Source organism: Raoultella sp., from assembly GCF_039594335.1.
Lineage (GTDB): Bacteria > Pseudomonadota > Gammaproteobacteria > Enterobacterales > Enterobacteriaceae > Klebsiella.
In genome coordinates this window covers 22,851-45,406 of sequence record NZ_JBCNNS010000013.1, presented here as the reverse complement: position 1 = coordinate 45,406, position 22,556 = coordinate 22,851, and the positions used below count along the sequence as shown (strand labels likewise).

Sequence of the window (22,556 nt, the reverse complement as noted above, 5' to 3'; positions counted from 1 at the left end):
GATTAGCGCTTACGTGGCATCATCCGCAGCAGCGTATTATCTTTCCACAGATAGTGGTGCAGCAGCGCGGCCAGCGCGTGCGCGCCGATGATAAAGTAACCGGTATTCGCCAGCAGGCTATGTACGCCCTTCAGCGTATCCACCAGCTCAAACTGACTTTGCGCCGCAAACGGCATGGTCAGGCCGAAGGCAAACCACGGATTGCCACGGTAATACATCATCACCAGTCCAACGATCGGCTGGGCGATAAACAGCAGATAGATAATCAGATGCCCCAGATGGGCAAAACCGGTCATCATCGCTGACGGTTTCGGTACAATCGGCGGCGCCGGGGACTTCAGTCGGACCAGCAGGCGCGCAACCATCAACACGAGAATGGCCACCCCGCAGGAAACGTGAATCATATTAATGAGCGGACGGTCGCTGCGGGGGAAAAAACCGCGAAGCTCCATGGTGGCATAGGTGCCAACCACCAATAAAAAGACCAGCCAGTGGATACCTATTTGCAGGCCAGTGTATTTATCGCGCATGTTAAACCCTTAACAAAACTGTGATGCCGACAACATAACGACCTTTCCTGAAAAATTCATTAACTTTTACGTACTTATAAAAAACAATTGCCGTTAAGCCTCTATTCTCAGTAAAAGCAATGGGTTACTCCTGTTTCCCATGACCTGTTGCAGGCTCTTTGCCGCCATTTAAGCGCACCAAAACCTGCTCCCACTCCCGCTTTTATCACCTAATCTCCCCCATAAATAGCCCGATCTCTTTTTAATTTATTCCGCAACATATTGATGTGCCGGCGGATTTAGCCGTTTCAGGTCTTGATATTGCAGCCAGGCCCGTCTCGCTTTACGTGACAACGTCACACACCGCGCCAGCGTCCGGCGGCTGATGTCATGGTTTTTGCTTGTGACGACGGCAGACTGAGAGAGCTGTCGGCCCGGCGGCAATCCGGAGATTAAAAACAATGTGGTAGCCAGGCCGGCTTCAGAAATCATCCATACCGGGCAGGGCCACATTTAAACAGATTAAATTTTAGCCATACGTGGTACACTGAAACACATTCATTGAAAGGTTAATCATCATGTCTTTTCTCGATTACGCAATGAAGTTCATCGGGGGTGCCTCGACCTCCACAATCACCTGCCCCGTCTGTGGCTTATCATCAACCCAGTCCACCTCTAAGATTCGCTTAAAACAGACCATGCTGTGCCCTGGATGCAAGGCTATTTTTGTCCCGACACGCTAGCCAGCTTCATACACCGACCCACTTAAACCCCGTGTTCTATAGTGAATAAAGACCGGCAGCTGTTAAATCCCTGATGCCTCACGCCCATCCTGAGAGAACGTTTCTGAACTGATTTCGCAACTGCTCCTGCGCGTTAATGTCGCATCAGAGCAACGCTATGAAAATGAATCCCCGAGCATGGTTTAGCCGCGCTCATCCCTTTACGAAAACCCCTGGACGGGAACCCTTCCCGGCCAACGACCCGACCGGTGAAAATAGTCTGCGGCCAGAACTGTTTTCGGCCCTCCAGATGGAACGTTACGGCCAGAAACTGGCGCATACTCATAAGCTGTCGCCGGACAAACTGCCTTACTATCTTCTCAAGCGGCTTGGGGACAACGAGGCCATGATCACCCATAACTGTTATGCGCTCAATGCCGGGAAAAAATCGAGTATCATGCCCGCAGGCGAGTGGCTTCTTGATAATTATTACCTGATTGAGGAGCAAATTCGTATTGTCCGCCAGCACTTGCCGAAAAGCTTTGGCAAAGGTCTCCCCGCCCTGATTTCACCCCACCAGTGCCCGCGCATTTACGATATCGCCTCTGAAGCGATTGCCCACGGAGACGGACGCTGGGACGTAGCCAGCCTCACCAGCTATATCGCCGCCTATCAGCAGGTGACGCCGCTGACGTTAGGTGAGGTCTGGGCTTTACCGGGCATGCTGCGTCTGTCGCTGATCGAAAACCTGCGTCGTGTCAGTATCGAGGTAGTAAAAGCGCAGCAAGAGCGCAGCCTGGCGGACACATGGCTCACGCGGATTTTCGAATGTGCGGACAATACGCCCGCCGATTTAATCATGGTGGTGGCCGACATGGCGCGCGCCCGCCCGCCGCTCAGCAGTGCGTTTGTCGCAGAACTGGTCCGCCGCCTGCAGGGTCATGGCAATGCACTGGCGCTGCCGTTGACCTGGGTGGACCAGCGCCTTGCTGAACAGGGCGTGACGACCGAGGTTCTCATTCACCGCTTCAATCAACAGCTTGCCGCCAGCCAGCTTTCTGTCAGCAACAGCATCGCGGGTTTACGTTTGCTGAGCGAAACAAACTGGGCCGATTTTGCCGAGACGATCAGCGTTGTGGAACAGACATTGCGTCTTGACCCGGCCGCTACCTATTCCCGGATGCACTTTGATACCCGGGATCATTACCGGCATGTCATCGAGATTCTGGCCAGAGACAGTCGGTTCAGCGAGCCAGAGGTTGCCAGCCGGGTGCTGGCGCTTTCTCTGGAAAACCCGCCCGCCACGCCGGGATATCATGTGGGTTATTATCTGGCAGGTGAAGGCCGCGAGCAGCTGGAAGTGCAACTCTGCGCTGACACCCCTGGACTTATCCGGCTGCGGCACAGTTTCAACAAAATCCCCTTGTTGTCATGGCTCGGCAGTCTCAGCCTGTTGACGGCAGCCGTTACGGCCGGAATCCTGCACGCCACAGCGCAACAGGGAATGGGCTGGATACTGATACTTTTGGCTTTACCGCTTATTGTGGCGGTCAGCCAGTTAATTAGCGATCTACTAAGCGAAGCGACCACCCGTTTTCGCATTCCCCGCCCTTTGCCACGAATGGATTTTTCAGCGGGGATTCCCGCTGACTGTGCGACGATGGTAGTGATCCCCTGTATGCTGACCAGCCACGCAGGCATCAGTCAGCTCCTCACTAGTCTCGAAGTATGCTGGCTGGGCAATCAGAATGAACACCTCCGCTTCGCTCTTCTCACCGATTTTGCTGATTCAACAGTTGAAAATCCGCCAGAAAACGTCCTGCTGCTCAGGCAGGCCATCTCGGAAACAGAGGCGCTTAACCGACGTTATCCAGCCAGCCGCCCACGCTTTTATCTTCTGCACCGACAGCCTGAATGGGTCCCGGCGCAGGAAACCTGGATGGGGCATGAACGTAAGCGGGGAAAACTGGCATTGTTGAACAACTGGTTGCGCCATCCGGCAACACAGTTTTCCAGTGTCGCCGGGCTGCCCGCGCACCAACTGCCGGGCCCGATTAAATATGTCATAACCCTGGACAGCGATACGGTTTTGCCACGCGACACCGCACATAAACTGGTGGCCACCATGGCGCACCCGCTGAACCAGCCCGTGTATGATCCGCTGCGACAGAGAGTCGTCAAAGGGTATGGTATTTTGCAGCCCGGACTGGCTGAGGAGATGCCGCGCAACGGACAGGGGCGCTATGCTGCCCTGCGCAGCAGCGTACCGGGTAATAATCCCTATTCAATGATGTCTTCGGACATCTATCAGGATCTCTTCGGCGAAGGGTCGTTCGTTGGCAAAGGGATTTATGACGTCGATATCTTTGTCCAGGCCACAGCCAACGCCTGCCCGGAAAATCTGGTTCTCAGCCATGACTTACTCGAAGGGTGCTATGCCCGGTCCGGGCTACTCAGTGAAGTCTTACTCTACGAACAATACCCAAACAACTATCTGTCAGACGTTGCGCGTCGTACGCGCTGGATCCGTGGCGACTGGCAGCTGCTTAACTGGCTCTGCCCGTACGTCAGAAAAGCGGATGGAACGCGGGATAAAAATCCGTTATCCCCGCTCTCCTGGTGGAAGTTATTTGATAATTTACGCCGTAACCTGGTCGCCCCCTCTTTACTGGTACTTCTTTTTTGTTCCCTGCTCTGGGTTCCCAATCCGCTCTATTGGCTTGGCGCGCTGACGCTGGTGTGGTTATTGCCTGCAGCCCTGAGTATTCTTCACGACCTTCTTCATAAACCCTCTCGTCGCCCGTTGCGGCTACATCTTCCGCTTGTCGCCGCCGGAGCGCTGAAGCGGCTCTCCCGTATTGCACTCAATTTTGTGATACTGCCGCACGAGGCCGGATATTCATGCTATGCCATTGCCGTAACGCTCTGGCGTCTTGGTATCAGTCAGCGCAATCTCATCCAGTGGGCCAGCCACGCGCCGGACAGCCCGCAGTCCAACCTTTCGGTGCTGCGTTTTTATCGGGCGATGTGGCTCAATGTGGTCACCGGGGTCGCCCTGACGATGATGACGTATCATTTTACCCCACCACTGCTGGCTATCGCCCTGCCCGTCACGATTCTGTGGTGTCTGGCGCCGCTGATGATGCGCTGGTTAAGCCGCCAGCCTGCGCGTAGGACGGTATCACTGAATGCGGACCAGAAGCAGCTGCTGCGTCAGACGAGCCGCGAAATCTGGGCCTTCTTTGAGACCTTTGCCACGGCAAAAGAAAACTGGCTTCCCCCGGATAATTATCAGGAAATACCGCAGCCCACCGTCGCACATCGTACCTCCCCCACCAATATCGGGCTCTCCCTGATGGCCAACCTGACCGCCTGGGATTTTGGCTACCTGCCCGGGGGTGAGGTTTTGCAACGCGTGACGCTGACGCTCGACTCGCTGGATAAAATGGAACACTTCCGCGGCCACCTCTTTAACTGGTATGACACCCGCACCCTCGCGCCCCTCAACCCACGCTATGTCTCAAGCGTTGACAGCGGCAATATGGCGGGTCATTTACTGACATTACGCGAAGGCCTGTCCGCGATGCGTTATCAGCCGGTGTTGAACAGCGAGCAGCTGCTGGCGGGGCTGAACGACACGCTGATTATTCTGGAAAAATACTGGGGCCAAAACGCGCCAACCGGTCTGCGACTGCTGCGCAAACACTGCCTGAACGCGGTGTCGTTGCCCGCGGGGCAGCTGTTCGGCGAACTGAAGAAAATGCGCGCCCAGTGTAACCATCTGACGACACAGTGTGCTCAGGAAAACCCGCTGGTGGTGCGCTGGACAGCGCACCTTGAACATCAGCTGGTGCAGCTGTGCCATGAATGGTCGCATCTACTGGGCTGGTTACCCCAGGCGTATAACCAACCGCAGCTACCGACGCTGAGCTGGCTCGCCAGCGCGAGCTATCGCGGCGAAGGAACGCCTCCGGCATCGGTTACGGCGCTGGCCCGCATGCGGCTGAAGATTATCACTGAACTTGAACAGCGACTGAACGATCATGCGAGAATGGATTTTGCGTTTCTGTACAGCGAAGCAACCTGTCTGCTCAGCGTCGGCTATAACTGTGATACCAATACCGCGGATAAAAGCCATTACGATCTGCTGCCCTCTGAAATCCGCCTGACCAGTTTTCTCGCCATCGCGACGAATCAGCTACCGTTAAAAAGCTGGTATGCCCTGGGACGGTTGTTCACCACCATTGATCATGAAACCGCACTGATGTCATGGAGCGGTTCGATGTTTGAATACCTGATGCCGAATCTGGTGATGCCCACCTGGCCCGGCTCTCTTCTTGATGAGATGAGCCAGTCAGCGGTGAAACGTCAGATACACTGGGGCAAAGAGCGTGGCGTGCCCTGGGGGGTCTCGGAGTCCGGCTATCATGCTTTTGATGTTCAGCACAATTATCAGTACCAGGCATTTGGCGTACCGGGCCTCGGTCTGCGGCGAGGTCTGGCCGATGATATGGTGATCGCCCCGTACGCAACGCTGCTGGCTCTCATGGTCTCCCCACACAAAGCCTGCGACAATTTGCTCAGTCTGGAAAAAAACGGCGCGCGCGGCGAATACGGTTTTTATGAAGCGCTGGACTATACTCCCTCCCGCCTCGCAACCGGGCAACTGTATGCCGTCGTTCAGTCCTGGATGGCGCATCATCAGGGGATGGCATTTCAGGCGCTGGCTCACGTGCTGCTCAACGCCCCGATGACAGAGCGATTCATGTCCAGTACCGCCTTCCGCTCGGCGAGCCTGTTGTTGCAGGAACGCGTCCCGGATGCGGTCGATCTTTACAGCCCGCGCCGTCATTTCGAATCCCATGAAGGGAGGGTCAAACCGGTTCGCTATGAACCGCGTATTTTCAGCGGAGCAGATACCCGGATCCCTGAAGTGCAGCTGTTGTCCAACGGCCATTACCATCTGATGCTGACCCCTGGCGGCGGCGGTTACAGCCGCTGGAACAATCTTGCCCTCACGCGCTGGCGCAGCGATACGACCCGGGATAACTGGGGAGCATTCTGCTATATCCGCGATGCGCAAACGGACGAAGTCTGGAGCAATACCTGGCATCCTGTCGGCACAGATGCCGATGGCGGCGACGAAGCGATCTTTACCGATGCCGGCGCTGAGTTCCGCCGTACTTTCGGATCGCTGAGCGTCAGAACTCAGATTGTGGTCTCTCCGGAAGATGATATTGAACTGCGGCGGCTCACCCTGGTACACAGAGGACGCTTGCCCCGAGAGCTTGAACTGACAACCTATTGCGAAGTGGTGCTGGCCCCTGATGCCAGCGATCGGACGCATCCGGCATTCAGCAACTTGTTTATTCAGACGGAGATTAACCCCGATCGTGACGCGATCCTGTGTCATCGCCGCCCGCGCTCGCCGGATGAACAAACCCCCTGCATGCTGCACATGGTGGTTGTGCATGGTAACAGCAGTAAGAGTATCTCGTTTGAAACTGACAGAGCCCTGTTTCTGGGTCGCGGCAAAACCCCTTCAGATGCGCAGACAGCCGGGAAAAGTGGCGCACTCAGCAATACCTCAGGCGCGGTACTGGATCCGATTCTGGCGATACGCCACGCGATTACCCTGCTGCCGGGACAACCGGTCACGGTTGATATCGTGTATGGCATCGGCGAAAGCCGCCAGCAAAGTCTGGCGTTACTGGAAAAATATCGAGATCACCCCATTGCTGACCGTATCTTTGAGCTGGCGTGGTCCCATAGCCTGGTGGTATTACGCCAGATGAATGCCAGTGAAGATGATGCCACGCTGTTTAACCGTCTCGCCAGCGCGGTGCTGTATCCCTGTCAGGAACTGCGGGCCGACGGCCAGATTATCAGCCGTAACCGGCGAGGCCAGTCCGGCCTGTGGGGCTGGGCCATTTCAGGCGATCTGCCGATAGTGCTGCTCAGCATCACCAGCGAAGAGAGTATCGCCTCGGTCACCACCCTGGTACAGGCGCACCGATACTGGCGTCAGAAAGGGCTGGAGGTTGATTTGGTGATCCTCAATGAGAGTCCCGGCGGCTATCAGCAGATCCTGCAGAACCAGATTATGGATTTAATTTATGCCCGCTCAGGAGCCAGCCTGCTGGATAAGTCGGGCGGCATTTTTGTCCGTAATGGCGAACATCTCTCCGCCGAAGATAAGCAGCTTCTGATGAGCGTGGCCTGTTTGTATCTTGATGATCGCGCAGGCGGACTCAGTGAACAGCTTAACCAGCGCATTCATACGTTAACCCCGCCGACCCGCTTATTCATTGCCCACGCGGTGGCACAGAAAAACCACCACGTCGACTGGACACCGGATAGCGATAAGTTACGCCACTTCAACGGGTTCGGAGGTTTTTCAGAAGATGGTCGGGAGTATCAGATTGTCCTCAGCGAAAACCAGTCGACGCCAGCGCCGTGGTCAAATGTACTGGCTAATCCCGGTTTTGGCAGCGTTATCTCGGAGGCGGGGCAAGCCTACAGCTGGTATGAGAATGCTCATGAGTACCGGTTAACGCCGTGGGAGAACGATCCGGTAAGCGACCGCAGCGGCGAAGCCTTTTATCTGCGCGATGAAGAGAGCGGCGCATGCTGGTCGCCGACGGTATTGCCGGTTCGCGGGCACGGTGATTACCTCACCCGCCACGGGTTTGGCTACAGCGTGTTTTCCCATCGCGAAAGCGGTATAGACAGTGAGCTGACGGTACTGGTCGCCGAACAGGCTGCGGTTAAACTGGCGATCCTGACGCTCAGCAACAACTCGGGGCGAACACGTAAACTGTCGGTCACCGGCTATGCTGAATGGACGCTCGGAGATTTACGAACCCGCACCGCCTCCCATATCGTGACGTATCCCGTCAACCATTCCGCTGGTTGCGGGGTGATGGCCAATAATTTTTACGGCGCTAACGGCGGCGAGCGCACGGCATTCTTTGCCGTCAGCGGTTCTTACTGCTCGCTGACCGGCGACCGCCGCGAGTTTATTGGACGCAATGGCTCATTGCAAAATCCGCAGGCGATGGCACTGCGCAGGCTCTCGGGTAAAACAGGCGCCGGCCTGGATCCCTGCGCCGCAGTACAATCCGCGGCGACCTTAATTGATGGCGATCAGCGGACGTTTATCTTCGTCCTTGGCGCGGAAGAAAATTATAGCCGGGCTCAGGAAACCCTGGCCCGCTATCTGAATGAAGATACCGTCCGTCAGGAACTGAACCATGTTCACCGCTACTGGCATAACGCGCTCGATAAAATCGTGGTGACGACGCCGGATACCACCGTGAATTTACTGGTCAACGGCTGGCTGCTGTATCAGACGATGGCCTGTCGCCTTATGGCACGTAGCGGCTACTATCAATCCGGCGGCGCATTTGGTTTTCGCGATCAGCTGCAGGATACGCTGGCTCTCAGTCACGCCGCGCCGGAAAAAATACGTGAACAAATTGTACTCTGCGCCTCCCGGCAGTTTATTGAAGGAGATGTGCAGCACTGGTGGCATCCCCCGCACGGTAACGGCGTACGGACACGTTGTTCTGATGACTACCTCTGGCTCCCGTTTGCCGTCTGTCACTATGTCGAAACGATCGGCGACCCGGAAATACTGGACCTGAATATCCCTTATCTACAGGGGCGCCCACTCCCCGCTGGCGAAGAGTCGGTCTACGATACCCCGGTCCAGAGCAGTAGCGAAGAGACGCTCTGGTTACACTGCGTCAAAGCCATTGAGCACGGATTACAGTCCGGACAGCACGGTCTCCCGCTGATGGGCGCGGGGGACTGGAATGACGGGATGAACCGGGTTGGCATTGAGGGTAAAGGTGAAAGCGTCTGGCTGGGCTTCTTCCTGTACGATATTTTACAACGCTTCGCTTCCCTTGCCGATCGGCGGCAGGATGACGCTGTCGCGTCCCTGTGTCGTCGCGAGGCGCTGCGTTTGCAAAACAGTCTCGACGTCTCCGCATGGGACGGTGAATGGTACCGACGAGGATATTTTGACGATGGGACCCCCCTGGGGTCAAAAGCTGCGCAGGACTGCCGGATTGATGCCATTGCCCAGAGCTGGTCGGTACTCTCTGGCGCGGTCAGCCGGGCGCACAGCGACCTGGCGATGCAGGCGCTGGATAAGTACCTGGTGGATAACGAGGGTGGATTAATCAAACTCTTAACCCCGCCGTTCGACGGCCACGGCCCTAATCCGGGCTACATTCAGGGCTACCTGCCCGGCGTGCGGGAAAACGGAGGGCAGTATACTCACGGCGCCATCTGGGCGGTGATGGCGTTTGCCCGAATGGGGAACGCAGAACGCGCGTGGCAGCTGTGGTCGATGATCAATCCGATAAACCACGCGCTGGATGCCGATGGCGTGGAAAAATATAAGGCGGAGCCCTATGTCATGAGTGCGGATGTCTACAGTGTCGCCCCGCATACCGGCCGGGCAGGGTGGAGCTGGTATACCGGTTCAGCGGGCTGGGCATATCGTCTGCTGACAGAGGAGCTGCTGGGGATAAAACGCGGCGCGACGTCCTTCACCGTTCACGCGCTGCTGCCTGACAGCTGGCCCTCTTTTACCTTGACCTATCAATACCGCGAGAGTCAGTATCGTATTACCGTCTCACGTGGCGTCGGGCCATATCAGGCCACGCTGGATGGCCTCCTCCTCGCGGACGATTCCATTCCGCTGTTGGATGACGGACAGTCCCACACCCTTGATATCATTCAGAACTGACGCCAATTAACCCGCGCATTAACGCCTGTCGTTAATGCGCGAATTATTTTTGCCCTTATTCATCGCGCGCTGAATCGAGAAATTATCCGGTTGTTATTTGGTAACCTGGTTAACGGCGGTGAGACAATATGATTTCCTTATAAACTCCTCCCCACCGCGTGTTGCTGTACCAATATGCGTTAACGGCTCGCTTTTACCCTCTGCAGCAGAGAAATATAATAAAAAGAATAATAGTCAACAAAGGCGTATAATAAATAACACCGACCTCAGAGAATTAATTTATGTCTGACAGCAGTGGAATCAGACATTTCAAAGAAAGACCGGTGCATGTCACTTGCCCGGCCTGTTCCTGCATCGCAGACCAGAAGGCCGGTAAATTACGCAAAGATGCGATTCTGCAATGCCCGCAATGCGGTTTATTATTCCGCCCCTCAGAGAGTTGGTGTATTGGCGGCTGAGCAGCACACCAGTACTTTAAAGCGCAACTCTTTAAAAACAGCAACATATCTGTTTTACCAGCGTAATAGCGTAATAAAGGAAAGGCTTATGAAAACCAGAAAAGATGTTTTTATTGAAGGTGATATTCTTGCCAGCCGTCATCCTGGCGAAGTGAACCAGCCTTTCTGCATCCATAGGGTAAGGTTTAACAATGGTAAATATGCCATTATTCGGGCAGCGACAGGGCTATGTTTCCTTCCAGGAGAAATGATTCAACGGCAGGGGAACGAATGGTTTTACAACCGTGTGAAAATTCGTTTGCTCGGCTTTGAATATCTTGATGAAAAAGAATCCGCCAGGCAATTTATTGAATATTTTTGATATTAATGAAGCCGTTACCAGAAATAACATCTGCGCTGTAAACAGGTGCCATTAAACCGACACTGAGTCCTCCGTTTTTGCCGCCCGGGTTCACCCGGCGCCGCGGCCGTCCCTCGGCCTGACTGAGTGCATAAATTGTCTGAATCACCTTAACGCGTTGGTTGAAAGGAGGAATCCTGTTTGTGACGCTGACTGATGTCCAGAGAGACAACCTGCGGTGAAGGCCATCCGCAAATGTTTCTTCTGGCCGCGTGATGCGTATAATTCGCCCTCAACGTTCACCGATCGCTGCTGGCTACTGGTATGAATCTCAATCGCTTCTGTTATTTACTCCTCGTCTGCGCGGCGAGCGGGAGTCTGTTTACTCCGCATCCTTATATCACGTGGTTCCTGCTGGTCAGCGTACTGACGCTGGTGATTTATGGCATGGATAAAATGGCGGCACGCAAGGCCTGGCGTCGGGTGCCAGAATCGACCTTGCTGGTATTCGGGTTGGTGGGCGGATGGCCTGGCGCGATGGCCGGTCAACAGTTGTTCCGCCATAAAACGCAAAAACAGCCCTTTAAAACTTACTTCATCATCAGCGTGATATTGAGTATTCTCGCGACACTGGCGGTGTATCAGTTCTCTCCGTTCTCTTCTTCGACCGCTTCCCGTTCGGTTTTCCCCAGTGCGAGTGTCTCGCCTTCAGATTTTTCCCGTAATATCAGGCAGTAAGGATTCGATGGCGCTGATAATGCTTCTGACCCTTTGGGGGATAAAGCGGGCGTCGGGATAGACGGCGTAAAGGAAGCGATCGGGTAAACGCCAGGCAGGTAATACCGGCACCAACCTGCCGGATTGCACCGCCCTGGCCGCCAGCGGGAGTTGCATGCCTCCGATACCGAGGCCTGATTCAATCGCCTGTCGCAGCGCCTCGCTGGTGTTGGCCCGGAAAACGGTATTTACTTTCACATCGACAACGTCCTGACCCGAGACCAGGCGGAGCGGTGCTTCCAGCGGGATAGCGCTGAACCGCACGTGCGGATGCATCGCCAGCTCGCTGACGGAATGCAGCGGTGTAAAATCAGGTGCGGCAAAGAGCGCCGTTTCAATACGCGCCAGCACGCGCGCCGCATGCGCTTGCGGCGGCTCATGGCTCAGCCGCAGCGCGACGTCTACCCCTTCAGTAACCAGATCGGCGATGCGGTCATCCAGTGACAGCATCAGATTCAAGCCTGGATTCCCTTTCTGCAGCGCCAGCAGGTGTGGCATAAAAATCTGTCCCAGTCCGCTCGGCAACTGCACATGTACCTGGCCCTGAAACTGATGATCGGCAGGGTTTAACCGCCTTTCCGCCTCCCCCATCGCCTCGAGCACAAGCTGCATATCACGCCGGTAACGTTCTCCCTGCTCAGTCAGCGCCATCACTCGCGTGGTACGACGCAGCAAGACCACGCCGAGTTCCTCTTCAAGCGCCGCAATCTGCTGACTGACGGCAGATTGCTTCATCCCGCTCTGGCGGGCAGCCGCAGAAAAGGAACCGGCTTCGACCACGCGTAAAAAAGTCGTTATGGCAGTGAGCTTATTATTCATTTAATGATTCTGCTTATAAGTACCATCAGTTTCAGGGGATATATGTGAAAAAAATAATATATCACACTGTTTCTGTCACCTTCCCCGGAGAAATACGATGAATAAAACACAGCAACAGAAAGTCGCGCTGGTCGCCGGCGCCAACGGCATTATCGGCAACCAACTCGTCAAAACGCTTCTGCGCAATGGGTGGGAGGTCATCGGACTGAGCCGTCATGCCCTCTCCCACCCTGACGGCATTCCGATGGTCGAGGTTGATTTACTCGATGCCGCAGGCAGCGCGCGGGCGCTGCGGCCCCTTAGCGATATCACCCATATTTTTTACAGCGCCTGGGTGAATGCCGCAAACTGGACGGAGATGGTTGCCCCGAACGTCACTATGCTGCGTAATCTGGTCAGTCAAATCGAGCACAGGGCTCCGCTGCAAGCAGTCAGTCTGATGCAAGGATACAAGGTCTATGGCGCGCATCTTGGGCCGTTTAAAACTCCGGCGCGTGAAAGCGATCCTGGCGTCCCTGGCGCTGAATTCAACGCCGCCCAGCTCGCGTGGCTCAGCCATTTTCAACGGGGTAAAACGTGGCACTGGAATGCCATCAGGCCTGGTGTGGTAGGTAGTGCGGTCCCGGGCAATACCATGAATCTCGCGCTGAGCATCGCCCTGTACGCCTCGCTGTGCCAGGCTCTGAATCTGCCGCTGCGTTTTCCCGGGTCATCCCAGACCTGGCACAGCATCGTCGATTTCACGGATGCCGGATTGTTGGCAGAGGCGACCCTGTGGGCCGCCACCTCGTCGGCGGCACAGAATCAGGCTTTCAACGTCAATAACGGCGACATCTGGCGCTGGAGCGAACTGTGGCCGCTGATCGCACATTGGTTCGCGCTGGAGGTTGCCCCGCCGGTCAGTCTCTCTTTTCAGCAGTTATTTAAGGACTATGCCGCGCAATGGCGCGACCTTGCCGGACAGCGACTGGTGGAGTCGGAGCTTGTACGGCTCAGCGACGGCAATTTTGCTGATTTCGTCTTTAGCTGGAACTACGACATGTTTGGCGATGGCAGCAAACTGCGCCGCGCGGGCTTCCCTCGGATGCAGGCAACCGACGAAATGTTTTTCAGCCTGTTTTCGCAACTGAGAGAGGCGCGCATTATCCCCTGAACGCGCGTAGGGTAGAAATAAAAACCGCAACACGCCAGCCTGTTGCGGCAAAAAAAACCACCGGAGGAGATGTGCCCGATGCTCCCCCGGGACAATCGCTGTTTCAATCGGATATCGTTTCAGGCTCATTCAGGCCATTGCCTGACCGGCGAGAGAACCGGCCCCTATGGATAAAGCCATGGCCATTGCGCTCCAGAAAGTGATTCTTATTATTGCTTTCATTGGTGACGCATGACCCGCAACCGATGAGATATAACCAAGAATAACCAGCGAAAAAAGCGTGGAGAGAATAACCAACGTGAAAACCAGCCTTGATGGCGCTAGCCATGCGATGATGACAGGCAACAGCGCCCCGGCGGAAAAGCTGAACGCTGAAAACATCGCTGCCTGCAGCGGCTGTGCCGAATTTGTCTCTGTCAGCCCCAGTTCTTCCCGGGCATGAGCATCCAGCGCATCCTTCGCCATAAGCTGTTCCGCGACCTGGTGCGCCAGCGCCGGATCCAGTCCGCGCTGTCTGTACAGCGAAGCCAGTTCCTGCACCTCTTCCTCGTAATTTGCGGCAAGCTCTCTTTTTTCCTGACTGAGCGCCGCGTTTTCGCTATCCGCCTGCGATGAGACAGAAACATATTCGCCGGTTGCCATCGACATAGCGCCCGCAACCAGTCCGGCCACGCCGGCCAGTAAGATCCCCGACGGCGAAGTGCCCGCCGCCGCGACCCCGAGGACCAGACTGGCGGTCGACACGATGCCATCATTCGCCCCCAGCACTGCCGCTCTCAGCCAGCCTACTTTGCCGATACTGTGTCGTTCCAGATGCATGTTGTTTTCCTTTTGATCAGGAAATGAGTCATCCCGGCATGACCGATATATATAAATCACTTAATCCGTAATTTATTCTTTCATCATTAACCTTACATTAAGATTGCGCCAGTGCCATCCAGCACCTGAAGTTATTTTTTAACGAACTGTTTTATGCGAAATGATAATGGGTATCATGAACGTTCAAAAATCGTGTAAAAAAACATTAATCAGCGCACGGGTTAATATTTTTTGTCACCATGCAAATGCCGAGCAGTCTATTTTCCGGCCCTCAAAATTTAATAGCCGATGATATTCACTCTCTTTCTGATTGAGTGGCAGATTTTGTTGTGCTGCTGGCAAATAGAAAGAGCCGTAAACCCTCGGAGAGTGACCACTATTACCACCTACCGCCACAGGCGATACGAGAATGGTGCTTCAATGATTCGCGGAATGAGGCTGATGGCCGTGGATGCCGGGATATGGCGGCCTTCCATCTTTTGCATAAGGATAATCCTCCTGCCGGGAGGGAATTAGCAAGCGCAGCGCACGTATAGAAATGGCTACGCCGACAGTAGACAAAGCGACGCCGATTAATGCGTATAATAAATCACCCAACCGCCAACCGTCCCATGTGATGAAAAAATTAATCGGGACAATAAAAATAAACTGTAAAATACAGCAGTATGAACGTCCGAAATCATAACTCATTATCTTTTTTATTACGTTTAAGGGTTGACTTAAACAACCGCCCTGCCGTGATAGTCAAAGCCACTGTTTGATTTCATATCAAATAGCAAACGATTATTATAATGACAAATTTATTTTTGCGATGACCATAGGTAACTTGCGAAACGACCGTTCGATAAATACGATTCAGAAGACCCGCAGGCAGACCGGGCAGTATCTGCCCGGTCTGATAACTCACTGCGATAATGCAAATTCAATGGCCCGACGGACGGTGACAACCTGCGCCCGGGTACACTCCTGCGGGGAGGTTTTCGCGCTATCGGGATAGACTTCGGTGGTGGTGGTAAACGGCGCGCCGGTCATGGTCGAGCACAGGTGCCAGGCGTTATTGTCATACTCAACAATGCCATGACCGATGACCGGATAACCGAGTACGGTCTCCCCGGGTACTGACGGGGCTATGTGCGTCACCTGCGCAACCGCGGAAATCAACGCGCTCTGGAAATCCAGCCTTGAATTGCGCTCGTCGCTAACCAGATAGAAACCATCCGGAATATTCTCCGGTGTATACGCCACGCCGTCTCTGGCCGCCCGCGCGGGGCTGAACTCACTCTCGTCGGTATCGGTCGTTTCATGCAAATCAACGTGAACGGCGAACCGACCTTTCAATGGCGAAATGAGCCTCATCAATGCCAGGGACTCCTCCGCTGCGCCCTCCGGGAAAAATTGCCGGTTAGGATCGACGGCATCATAGTTCCAGCGGGAAATACGTTCATAGGCCCAGGGGCTGACGCAGGGAACAACCAGTAAATTGATTTTTCCCGCATATTCATTCTGACACTCAGCTAAAAACGTCAGGGCGCCCAGCACGCCGCTGGTTTCATACCCGTGGACGCCGCCCGTAACGAGAGCCACCGGCTGAGTCTCATCCCAGTTTTTTGATTTTACCGCTCTCAACGAATAAACATCATCGGCGTAACGCAATTCGCCATATTGAACGACATCGTAGCGGTGCTTCAGGCTATCGAGGACCTCTGACACATCGCGCTGGTAGCTCCTGGATCGGGTCTGATTCTGCCGCCACTGTTGTATTTCGTCTGCTGTCCAGGGTTGCCCTGGGGTACCGATTGGATAAAACGGATTCAGGCTCATATTTCACTCAGAAAAAAGAGAGTATTGGATGCGGGAAAAGATATGCAGCGTACCACCTGGAAGTGTCAATGCAAACATGTCGGGCAATCATGCCGTTGGCTTACCGCGCCATCTCAGAATGAAAGCAGACATTGCCGCAAGAACAACAGCGGTGGCAGACAGATCAACACTTCCGCCCCGGCGAAGCAGGATGAATACGAGGTCGGACGCTGTGCCTGCCGCCCTGGTCGGCAGCGACCAGGGCAATCCGCCCCCGAATCAATAGCAGATAAACTAACCGTGAAGTGATAACCCTTTGATCACTTTATCGACCATTTTTTTCGGACCACGGATCCCGAGCCCGACCAGATCCAGATTCTGTGCATCGGCGGCCATAAACACCTCACGATTGGCCTCATCATGCCCGGTAGCAAACATGGCGTGAATGTAGGGAATGATCGTCACTTCCCGCTCAAGCGCTTTGCGATGAACGACCTGTAGTTTTTCCAGCCCACCCTCAAAGATCAGCATCGGCTGGCCAGACATATTGCCATACTGTCTTCCCAGCGAATCGATATAGGGTTGGCCAAGGATCTCTGGGGCCGCCGAGGCAATCCCCGTCGCCAGAAACGCCACCACATTCAGCCGCTGCCATGTTGCTAAATCATCCCGCACGATATAGGCAATCTTTGTGTCAAACGTCATCAAAATACTCCTCTCGGTTCGGCGAAAAAAGTATCTTCGCGCAAGCGCGGGGCATCAGTATAGAACGTTTGAGCAGCGGCTCTGAAAGGCAACCGGAGACATCCGGTAAGCGCGTTTGAACCAGCGACCTAAATGGCTCTGATCGGCAAAACCGGTCTCTGACGCAACCTGCGACACAGCGAGCCCCCCTGCCAGCAGTCGTCGTGCGGTACGCAGGCGCAGACTGACCAGATAGGCATGAGGCGTCTGCCCAAAGGCCACCTTAAATTGCCGGCTCAGGCGGAACCGGTCGATACCGCTGATGTCTGCCAGCTCATCGAGGCCGGTATTCCAGGCAAGATGGTCATGCAGATAATCGCGGATCCGGTTCATCCTGATCAGTGAATCGGTCATCACCGTCGCCGGTCTCACGGCAACATGGGGAGTCAGATGCGCCACCAGACGATCCAGGTTCTCATCACACGCCAGCCGACCTTCACCCTGATGAAGGGCAGCAAAGGCCTGCGAGATGGCAATGATCAATGCGCGATCGTCGGTCAGCGTATGACGAAAAGCGGCTTCCACCAGAGAAATATCGCCCATACCGCGCTGACGCAGACTGTCAGCCATCCAGCGCTGCGGGATGTAAAGCATGGCATAGGTGAATCCACTGGGCTGCGGGGCATGGCCATCATGTACTGCCCCCGGCTCGATAAGGATCGCTTTCCCCGGCGTACTGGTATGCACCACACGGTGGCAGTTGAACCGTTGTGCCCCCTGCAATGTTACCCCCAGCAGCAGCTCCTCGTGGTCATGGCTGTCGTAGGCATGGCCTTTAAAGTGCGCGTTGACGCTTTCAATACCCGTGACGGCATCCCGGCGAAAGTCGAGCCAATCGCCGGATGTCGCCGGCTCCGTTTTTCCTGACATAATCACACTCTGACAGCGTTGGCGGGACAATAAGCTTAACAGGGAACGGAGCAGCGCATTGGCCTAAAATGCGCCACACATTATCGGCGATCCTCGGCGCATCGTCCCCACCTGTCTCTGCCGGGTGGAGATTCCGGCCCCCGTTTCAATCAATTTATTTGATGCATTATGTTAAACAACCGTTATTTATTCTGCTCAGGGAATACGTAAAGTAGTGATTATGCCAAACGGTTACCGGCAGGCTTCATTAAGCCCGGTGCCGTCAACTGAACATTTCCCTGCAAACCAGGATAAAGACGTCATGAAAAAGATTGGATTTTTGTCATTTGGTCACTGGACGCCCTCGCCGCAGTCCGCAACCCGCTCTGCCGCTGACGCATTGCTGCAATCCATCGACCTGGCGGTTGCCGCGGAAGAGCTGGGCGCTGACGGCGCCTGGTTCAGAGTGCATCACTTTGCTCGCCAGCTCAGCTCGCCGTTTCCCCTGCTGGCGGCGATCGGTGCCAGAACCCGGCATATTGAGATAGGCACCGGCGTTATCGATATGCGCTATGAAAACCCGCTGTACATGGCCGAAGAGGCCGGCGCGGCGGATTTGATCTCCGGCGGACGCCTGCAACTGGGTATCAGCCGGGGGTCCCCGGAACAGGTGATCGATGGCTGGCGCTATTTCGGTTACGTCCCTGCCGAAGGGGAAAATGACGCCGATATGGCGCGTCGGCATACTGAGGTGCTGCTGGACGTCTTACGCGGCGAAGGTTTTGCAAAACCCAGTCCGCAGCCGATGTTCCCGAACCCGCCGGGTCTGCTGCGCCCGGAACCCCATTCCGCAGGACTGCGCGACCGCATCTGGTGGGGGGCCGGTTCGAATGCGACGGCGGAGTGGGCCGCCAGACTGGGCATGAACCTGCAAAGCTCAACCCTGAAAAACGATGAAACCGGCGAGCCGTTCCATATTCAACAGGCGAAACAGATCCGGGTCTATCGCGACGCCTGGGCGCAAGCCGGGCATGCGCACACGCCGCGCGTCTCCGTCAGTCGCAGCATTTTTGCCCTGATGGACGATCGGGACCGGCGCTATTTTGGCGCCAGCCATGACGACGGCGATAAAGTCGGTTTCCTTGATGAGAAAACCCGCGCCATTTTTGGTCGCAGCTATGCCGCCGAACCTGACAAGCTGATTGCCCAATTGAAACAGGATGAGGCGATTGCCGAGGCGGATACGCTGCTGCTGACCGTGCCGAATCAGCTCGGCGTCGACTACAACGTGCACGTCATCGAGTCCATACTGCAGCATGTTGCGCCAGCGATGGGCTGGCGCGACAAATAAGTGAGCGATGTCAACGCCCTGTCCGTTAACAACGGGCGGGGCGCTTAGCCTGGGCCAGCGGGATGGCTTACGAGCGGGTCGGCGGCTGAAGCTGATAGATCCACGCGGTCACGCGCTGATCCTCTGCTGTCGTCACTTCGACCGCCACGCGGTCGTAGCCCTCCTCAAATTCATCCAGCATGGGCCAGTGTGCGGCAAGTTTATCCGATATAAAGAGGTAACCGTCGACCCGGGGACCGTGTTTATCGAGAACGATACCCGGGAAGTCGGCAGCGGCTCCCCAGCCGCGCGCATAAAACGTGCCGTGCACCCAACCCGGCAACCACTCGCCGCCGATACTTTCCAGAAGGGGGGCATTTTCATGGCCCGGCCGCAGCGTGCCGTAGACAAATAAGCGTTCCATGATTCCTCGTCGCAAAGTCACTCGTGCCCAACGGGCGGTACAAAGGTTCAAAATACGAGGGAACACGACAGTTAGCAAGACGCTGGAAACATGGATAACCCGCCCCGCAGAAGTGATTAATTTTTCTGCAGTGTTTTTCAACCGCTTAGCGGATAGGGAGGCTTTCCGGGTTGCTGATTCGCCATCAGTAGAGTATGCCTGGAGTGTCTTATACCCACAACCTCACTCACCATCCTACCGGAGGCTTTACATGAGCAAACTCGGGATTAATGGCTTTGGTCGTATCGGACGTCTGGTACTACGCCGTTTGTTGGAAGTGAACAGCCCGCTTGAAGTGGTGGCAATCAACGATCTGACCTCGCCGAAGGTGCTGGCCTATTTGTTAAAACATGATTCGAACTACGGACCGTTCCCGTGGAGCGTTGATTTTACGGAAGATGCGCTGATTGTTAACGGCAAAAAAATTACCGTCTATGCCGAGAAAGAAGCCGGGCATATTCCGTGGAAAGCGGTGGGTGCCGAACTGATTGTCGAGTGTACCGGCTTCTACACGTCAACCGAGAAGGCACAGGCTCACCTTGATGCCGGAGCGAAAAAAGTCCTGATCTCCGCCCCTGCCGGTGACATGAAGACCATCGTCTATAACGTCAACGACGATACCCTGACTGACGATGACACCATCATTTCCGTCGCCTCCTGTACCACCAACTGCCTCGCGCCGATGGCCAAAGTCCTCAACGACGCCTTCGGCATTAAAATCGGCACCATGACCACCATTCATGCCTACACTGGCACTCAGTCGCTGGTAGACGGCCCGCGGGGGAAAGATTTACGAGCCTCGCGCGCGGCAGCGGAAAACATCATCCCGCACACCACCGGGGCGGCGAAAGCCATCGGGCTGGTGATTCCTGCGCTCAGCGGCAAGCTAAAGGGTCACGCCCAGCGCGTGCCGACCAAAACCGGCTCAGTCACTGAACTGGTCTCCATCCTGGAGAAAAAAGTCACCGCCGATGAGGTCAATCAGGCGATGAAGAAAGCGGCGGAGAACAACGAATCCTTCGGCTACACCGAAGAAGAGATCGTCTCTTCCGACATTATCGGCAGCCACTTCGGCTCTATTTACGATGCCACCCAGCTTGAAGTCGCTGAAGCCGGTGACCTGCAGTTGGTCAAAACCGTGGCCTGGTACGATAACGAGTACGGTTTTGTCACCCAGCTAATCCGCGTGCTGGATAAATTTGCCCGCTAGCCATCGCGGCGGCGAAACCAGGCGGGTAGCCCGGCTATCCGCTTTTTTGTCGGCCAACATCCGGCGCTGATGTGTAAACGGACGCCCCTCAGCCAGGCGCCCGGGCATTCAGCGCGTCGCTCAGCAGGCTGTCTTCACTCAGCCGTTGTCCGGCGTCAAGGATCTCCGCAGGGATATCCACATGGACGATAAAATCTTTTCCGCGCGGGCCGTATCCCTGTGGCGCATCCAGCAGCCGCGGCAGCTCTCCAAGGATCAGCGACAGATAACGTCCGACCGGCCACAGTCCGGCAGAGTCACCGCGAAAAGCCAGCCCGTTTTCCGTATTGCCCAGTAGCGGCGCGCAACCCGGCATACTGTACCATTGCGGCACAACCGCCTCTCCCTGCCAGACGCGGGCGAAGGTCGCCATGGTCCGCCGCTGCATCGTCGGATCCTGGAGCACCACGCCGGCGCGAGGAGCCAATCCCGTCGCCGCCAGCATCTCACGGGTAAAGCTCGCGTTTTCACCACAGTTGGTGGAATGGTCCTCAACCACGATCATGTCGCGAGCGATCTGCCAGAAACGGTGGGCAATATCGGCGAGGATATGCGCCTCCGGGCGCCCGTCAACCGGCAGCGACCGATAGCGCGGATCGTGACGTACCGCGTCGTAGAGAAAGACAGTGGAGTGACCAACGCCGCCGCTAATCAGCAGCGGAACCCCGGAGTCCGCCGCCAGCCGACAGGCCGCGTCAATGGTCGGGATCACTGCATTGCCCGCCAACACCACAATATCCACCGCTGGCCTCGGCGCCTCGGCGGTAAAATCATCCAACGCCAGCCACTGACCCAGGCGGTTGGCTGCCGCCAGCGTGGCATCCGGCAGGGATGGGAAATACTCAGTCATACTCGCTCCTTTCGTGCCATCTCATCTATCACGGACGTCCGACCATGGCATAAACCGTCGTCCACGGCGCCGGGTCATCAATGGTAATTCGTCACGATAAAGAATCCACCATAGCTAAACCGATTGGCTTGCACCTGAATCGTTCAGCGTAATGATGCCATTAATGAGCGCCTGGGCTCACTAATAATCATTTTGACCGCGTGATATCTCGACAAAAGGCGCGCGGGACGGCGACCGGTATCTGGCTGGAACGATGGCTACTCAGGCGGATGCTGATTGGTTAAGACGACGCCGACAGCAGACTCGTGGCTGTCGGCGTCAGATCAGGCGTTCAGCTTCTCCAGCTGTATTCGCCCTTCCCGCTTCCGTTTTAACGTCCAGAACAGCCACAGCACCACAAACCACAGCGGCGTCGCCATCAACGCTTTCAGCGTGTCCGGATCGAAAATCATCATAAAAAACGAGAAGGCGAAAAACAGCAGGCAGATCCCGCTCATGACAACACCTGCCGGCATCTTGAACGTCGATTGCTCATGCAGATCCGGACGCTTGTAGCGGTACACCAGATAAGCCACCAGAATCATCCCCCAACTGAATACCACCATAATTGCCGCCAGTGTCGACACAATGGTAAACAGCGTCATCACGTTCGGTACCAGGAACAGAATGCCGAGGGTGCTGAGCGCCGGCATCCAGGCTGACATCTGCGAAAACCAGTACTGCATATAGCTGCCGCACACCACCACGTCGGCGATACAGGTCACCACCCAGCTCAGCCAGTAGGTCCAGCCTAAATAGAAGCTGGCCTGCGGACCGAGGTAATCGCCGACGAAATCGGCGAAAGAACGGTAATCAAGCCGGGTGAGCAGCACCTCGCCCATGGCCCGCATGACCATATAGGTAAAAAAACCAC

The 22,556-nt window shown here is 55.6% G+C and carries 15 protein-coding genes and 2 pseudogenes; 8 read left to right on the top strand and 9 right to left on the bottom strand.

Annotated elements, in window-relative coordinates; genetic code table 11:
- Positions 1 to 2: 2 nt before the first annotated feature.
- Positions 3 to 530 carry a cytochrome b561 gene (gene cybB / locus ACZAHD_RS03695; protein WP_462455578.1) on the bottom strand — a complete coding sequence of 176 codons (528 nt, stop codon included), beginning with the start codon at positions 528 to 530 and terminating at the stop codon, positions 3 to 5.
- A gap of 557 nt (positions 531 to 1,087) precedes the next feature.
- Between cybB and ACZAHD_RS03690 the strand changes: the two genes are divergently transcribed.
- The 5 genes and pseudogenes from ACZAHD_RS03690 to ACZAHD_RS03670 form a co-directional block, all read left to right on the top strand.
- Positions 1,088 to 1,252 carry a YnfU family zinc-binding protein gene (locus ACZAHD_RS03690; protein ID WP_462455577.1) on the top strand — a complete coding sequence of 55 codons (165 nt, stop codon included), beginning with the start codon at positions 1,088 to 1,090 and terminating at the stop codon, positions 1,250 to 1,252.
- Between the two features lie 157 nt (positions 1,253 to 1,409).
- Positions 1,410 to 9,992, top strand: a complete 8,583-nt coding sequence (locus tag ACZAHD_RS03685; RefSeq protein WP_462455576.1) for a GH36-type glycosyl hydrolase domain-containing protein — start codon at positions 1,410 to 1,412, stop codon at positions 9,990 to 9,992.
- A 281-nt stretch (positions 9,993 to 10,273) separates the two neighbouring features.
- Positions 10,274 to 10,450 (top strand): YnfU family zinc-binding protein, encoded by a 177-nt coding sequence (locus ACZAHD_RS03680; protein WP_462455575.1) that lies wholly within the window; start codon positions 10,274 to 10,276, stop codon positions 10,448 to 10,450.
- Between the two features lie 88 nt (positions 10,451 to 10,538).
- The gene (locus ACZAHD_RS03675) at positions 10,539 to 10,811 is read left to right on the top strand and encodes a hypothetical protein (protein WP_032717374.1); all 273 of its coding nucleotides are present in this window, start codon (positions 10,539 to 10,541) and stop codon (positions 10,809 to 10,811) included.
- A 303-nt stretch (positions 10,812 to 11,114) separates the two neighbouring features.
- A pseudogene (locus tag ACZAHD_RS03670) lies at positions 11,115 to 11,453 on the top strand (DUF1294 domain-containing protein); the annotation flags it as partial.
- Positions 11,454 to 11,498: 45 nt separating this feature from the next.
- On the opposite strand, the gene ACZAHD_RS03665 reads toward ACZAHD_RS03670, so the two are convergent.
- Positions 11,499 to 12,386, bottom strand: a complete 888-nt coding sequence (locus tag ACZAHD_RS03665) for a LysR family transcriptional regulator (RefSeq protein ID WP_462455574.1) — start codon at positions 12,384 to 12,386, stop codon at positions 11,499 to 11,501.
- Between the two features lie 97 nt (positions 12,387 to 12,483).
- Between ACZAHD_RS03665 and ACZAHD_RS03660 the strand changes: the two genes are divergently transcribed.
- The gene (locus ACZAHD_RS03660; RefSeq protein WP_462455573.1) at positions 12,484 to 13,539 is read left to right on the top strand and encodes an SDR family oxidoreductase; all 1,056 of its coding nucleotides are present in this window, start codon (positions 12,484 to 12,486) and stop codon (positions 13,537 to 13,539) included.
- Between the two features lie 129 nt (positions 13,540 to 13,668).
- Here the strand turns inward: ACZAHD_RS03660 and ACZAHD_RS03655 are convergent, their stop codons facing one another.
- The 4 genes from ACZAHD_RS03655 to ACZAHD_RS03640 all read right to left on the bottom strand — a co-directional run bounded on the left by ACZAHD_RS03655 (position 13,669) and on the right by ACZAHD_RS03640 (position 17,772).
- Entirely contained in the window at positions 13,669 to 14,358 is a 690-nt protein-coding gene (locus ACZAHD_RS03655; protein WP_462455572.1) for a VIT1/CCC1 transporter family protein, read from the bottom strand.
- 903 nt (positions 14,359 to 15,261) lie between these two features.
- A complete protein-coding gene (locus ACZAHD_RS03650) occupies positions 15,262 to 16,068 on the bottom strand; it encodes a M14 family metallopeptidase (RefSeq protein WP_462455571.1) in 807 nt (268 codons plus the stop codon).
- A gap of 384 nt (positions 16,069 to 16,452) precedes the next feature.
- Positions 16,453 to 16,863, bottom strand: a complete 411-nt coding sequence (locus tag ACZAHD_RS03645) for a DUF2000 family protein (protein ID WP_462455570.1) — start codon at positions 16,861 to 16,863, stop codon at positions 16,453 to 16,455.
- Positions 16,864 to 16,917: 54 nt separating this feature from the next.
- Positions 16,918 to 17,772: an AraC family transcriptional regulator gene (locus tag ACZAHD_RS03640; protein WP_462455569.1), complete on the bottom strand. Its 855-nt coding sequence runs from the start codon at positions 17,770 to 17,772 to the stop codon at positions 16,918 to 16,920.
- A 301-nt stretch (positions 17,773 to 18,073) separates the two neighbouring features.
- Between ACZAHD_RS03640 and ACZAHD_RS03635 the strand changes: the two genes are divergently transcribed.
- Complete coding sequence (locus tag ACZAHD_RS03635; protein WP_462455568.1) at positions 18,074 to 19,102, top strand: LLM class flavin-dependent oxidoreductase; 1,029 nt, start codon at positions 18,074 to 18,076, stop codon at positions 19,100 to 19,102.
- A 67-nt stretch (positions 19,103 to 19,169) separates the two neighbouring features.
- On the opposite strand, the gene ACZAHD_RS03630 is transcribed toward ACZAHD_RS03635, so the two are convergent.
- Positions 19,170 to 19,505 carry a gamma-glutamylcyclotransferase family protein gene (locus tag ACZAHD_RS03630; protein WP_462455567.1) on the bottom strand — a complete coding sequence of 112 codons (336 nt, stop codon included), beginning with the start codon at positions 19,503 to 19,505 and terminating at the stop codon, positions 19,170 to 19,172.
- Positions 19,506 to 19,755: 250 nt separating this feature from the next.
- Here ACZAHD_RS03630 and gap point away from each other — a divergent pair, with 250 nt between their 5' ends.
- Positions 19,756 to 20,754, top strand: coding sequence for a type I glyceraldehyde-3-phosphate dehydrogenase (gap, locus tag ACZAHD_RS03625; RefSeq protein ID WP_462455566.1), 999 nt, complete (start codon positions 19,756 to 19,758; stop codon positions 20,752 to 20,754).
- An 88-nt stretch (positions 20,755 to 20,842) separates the two neighbouring features.
- Here gap and ACZAHD_RS03620 read toward each other — a convergent pair whose 3' ends face one another.
- Positions 20,843 to 21,643 carry a YdcF family protein gene (locus ACZAHD_RS03620; protein WP_462455565.1) on the bottom strand — a complete coding sequence of 267 codons (801 nt, stop codon included), beginning with the start codon at positions 21,641 to 21,643 and terminating at the stop codon, positions 20,843 to 20,845.
- 323 nt (positions 21,644 to 21,966) lie between these two features.
- Positions 21,967 to 22,554 (bottom strand): annotated as a pseudogene (locus ACZAHD_RS03615) (hypothetical protein); the annotation flags it as partial.
- Positions 22,555 to 22,556: the final 2 nt, after the last annotated feature.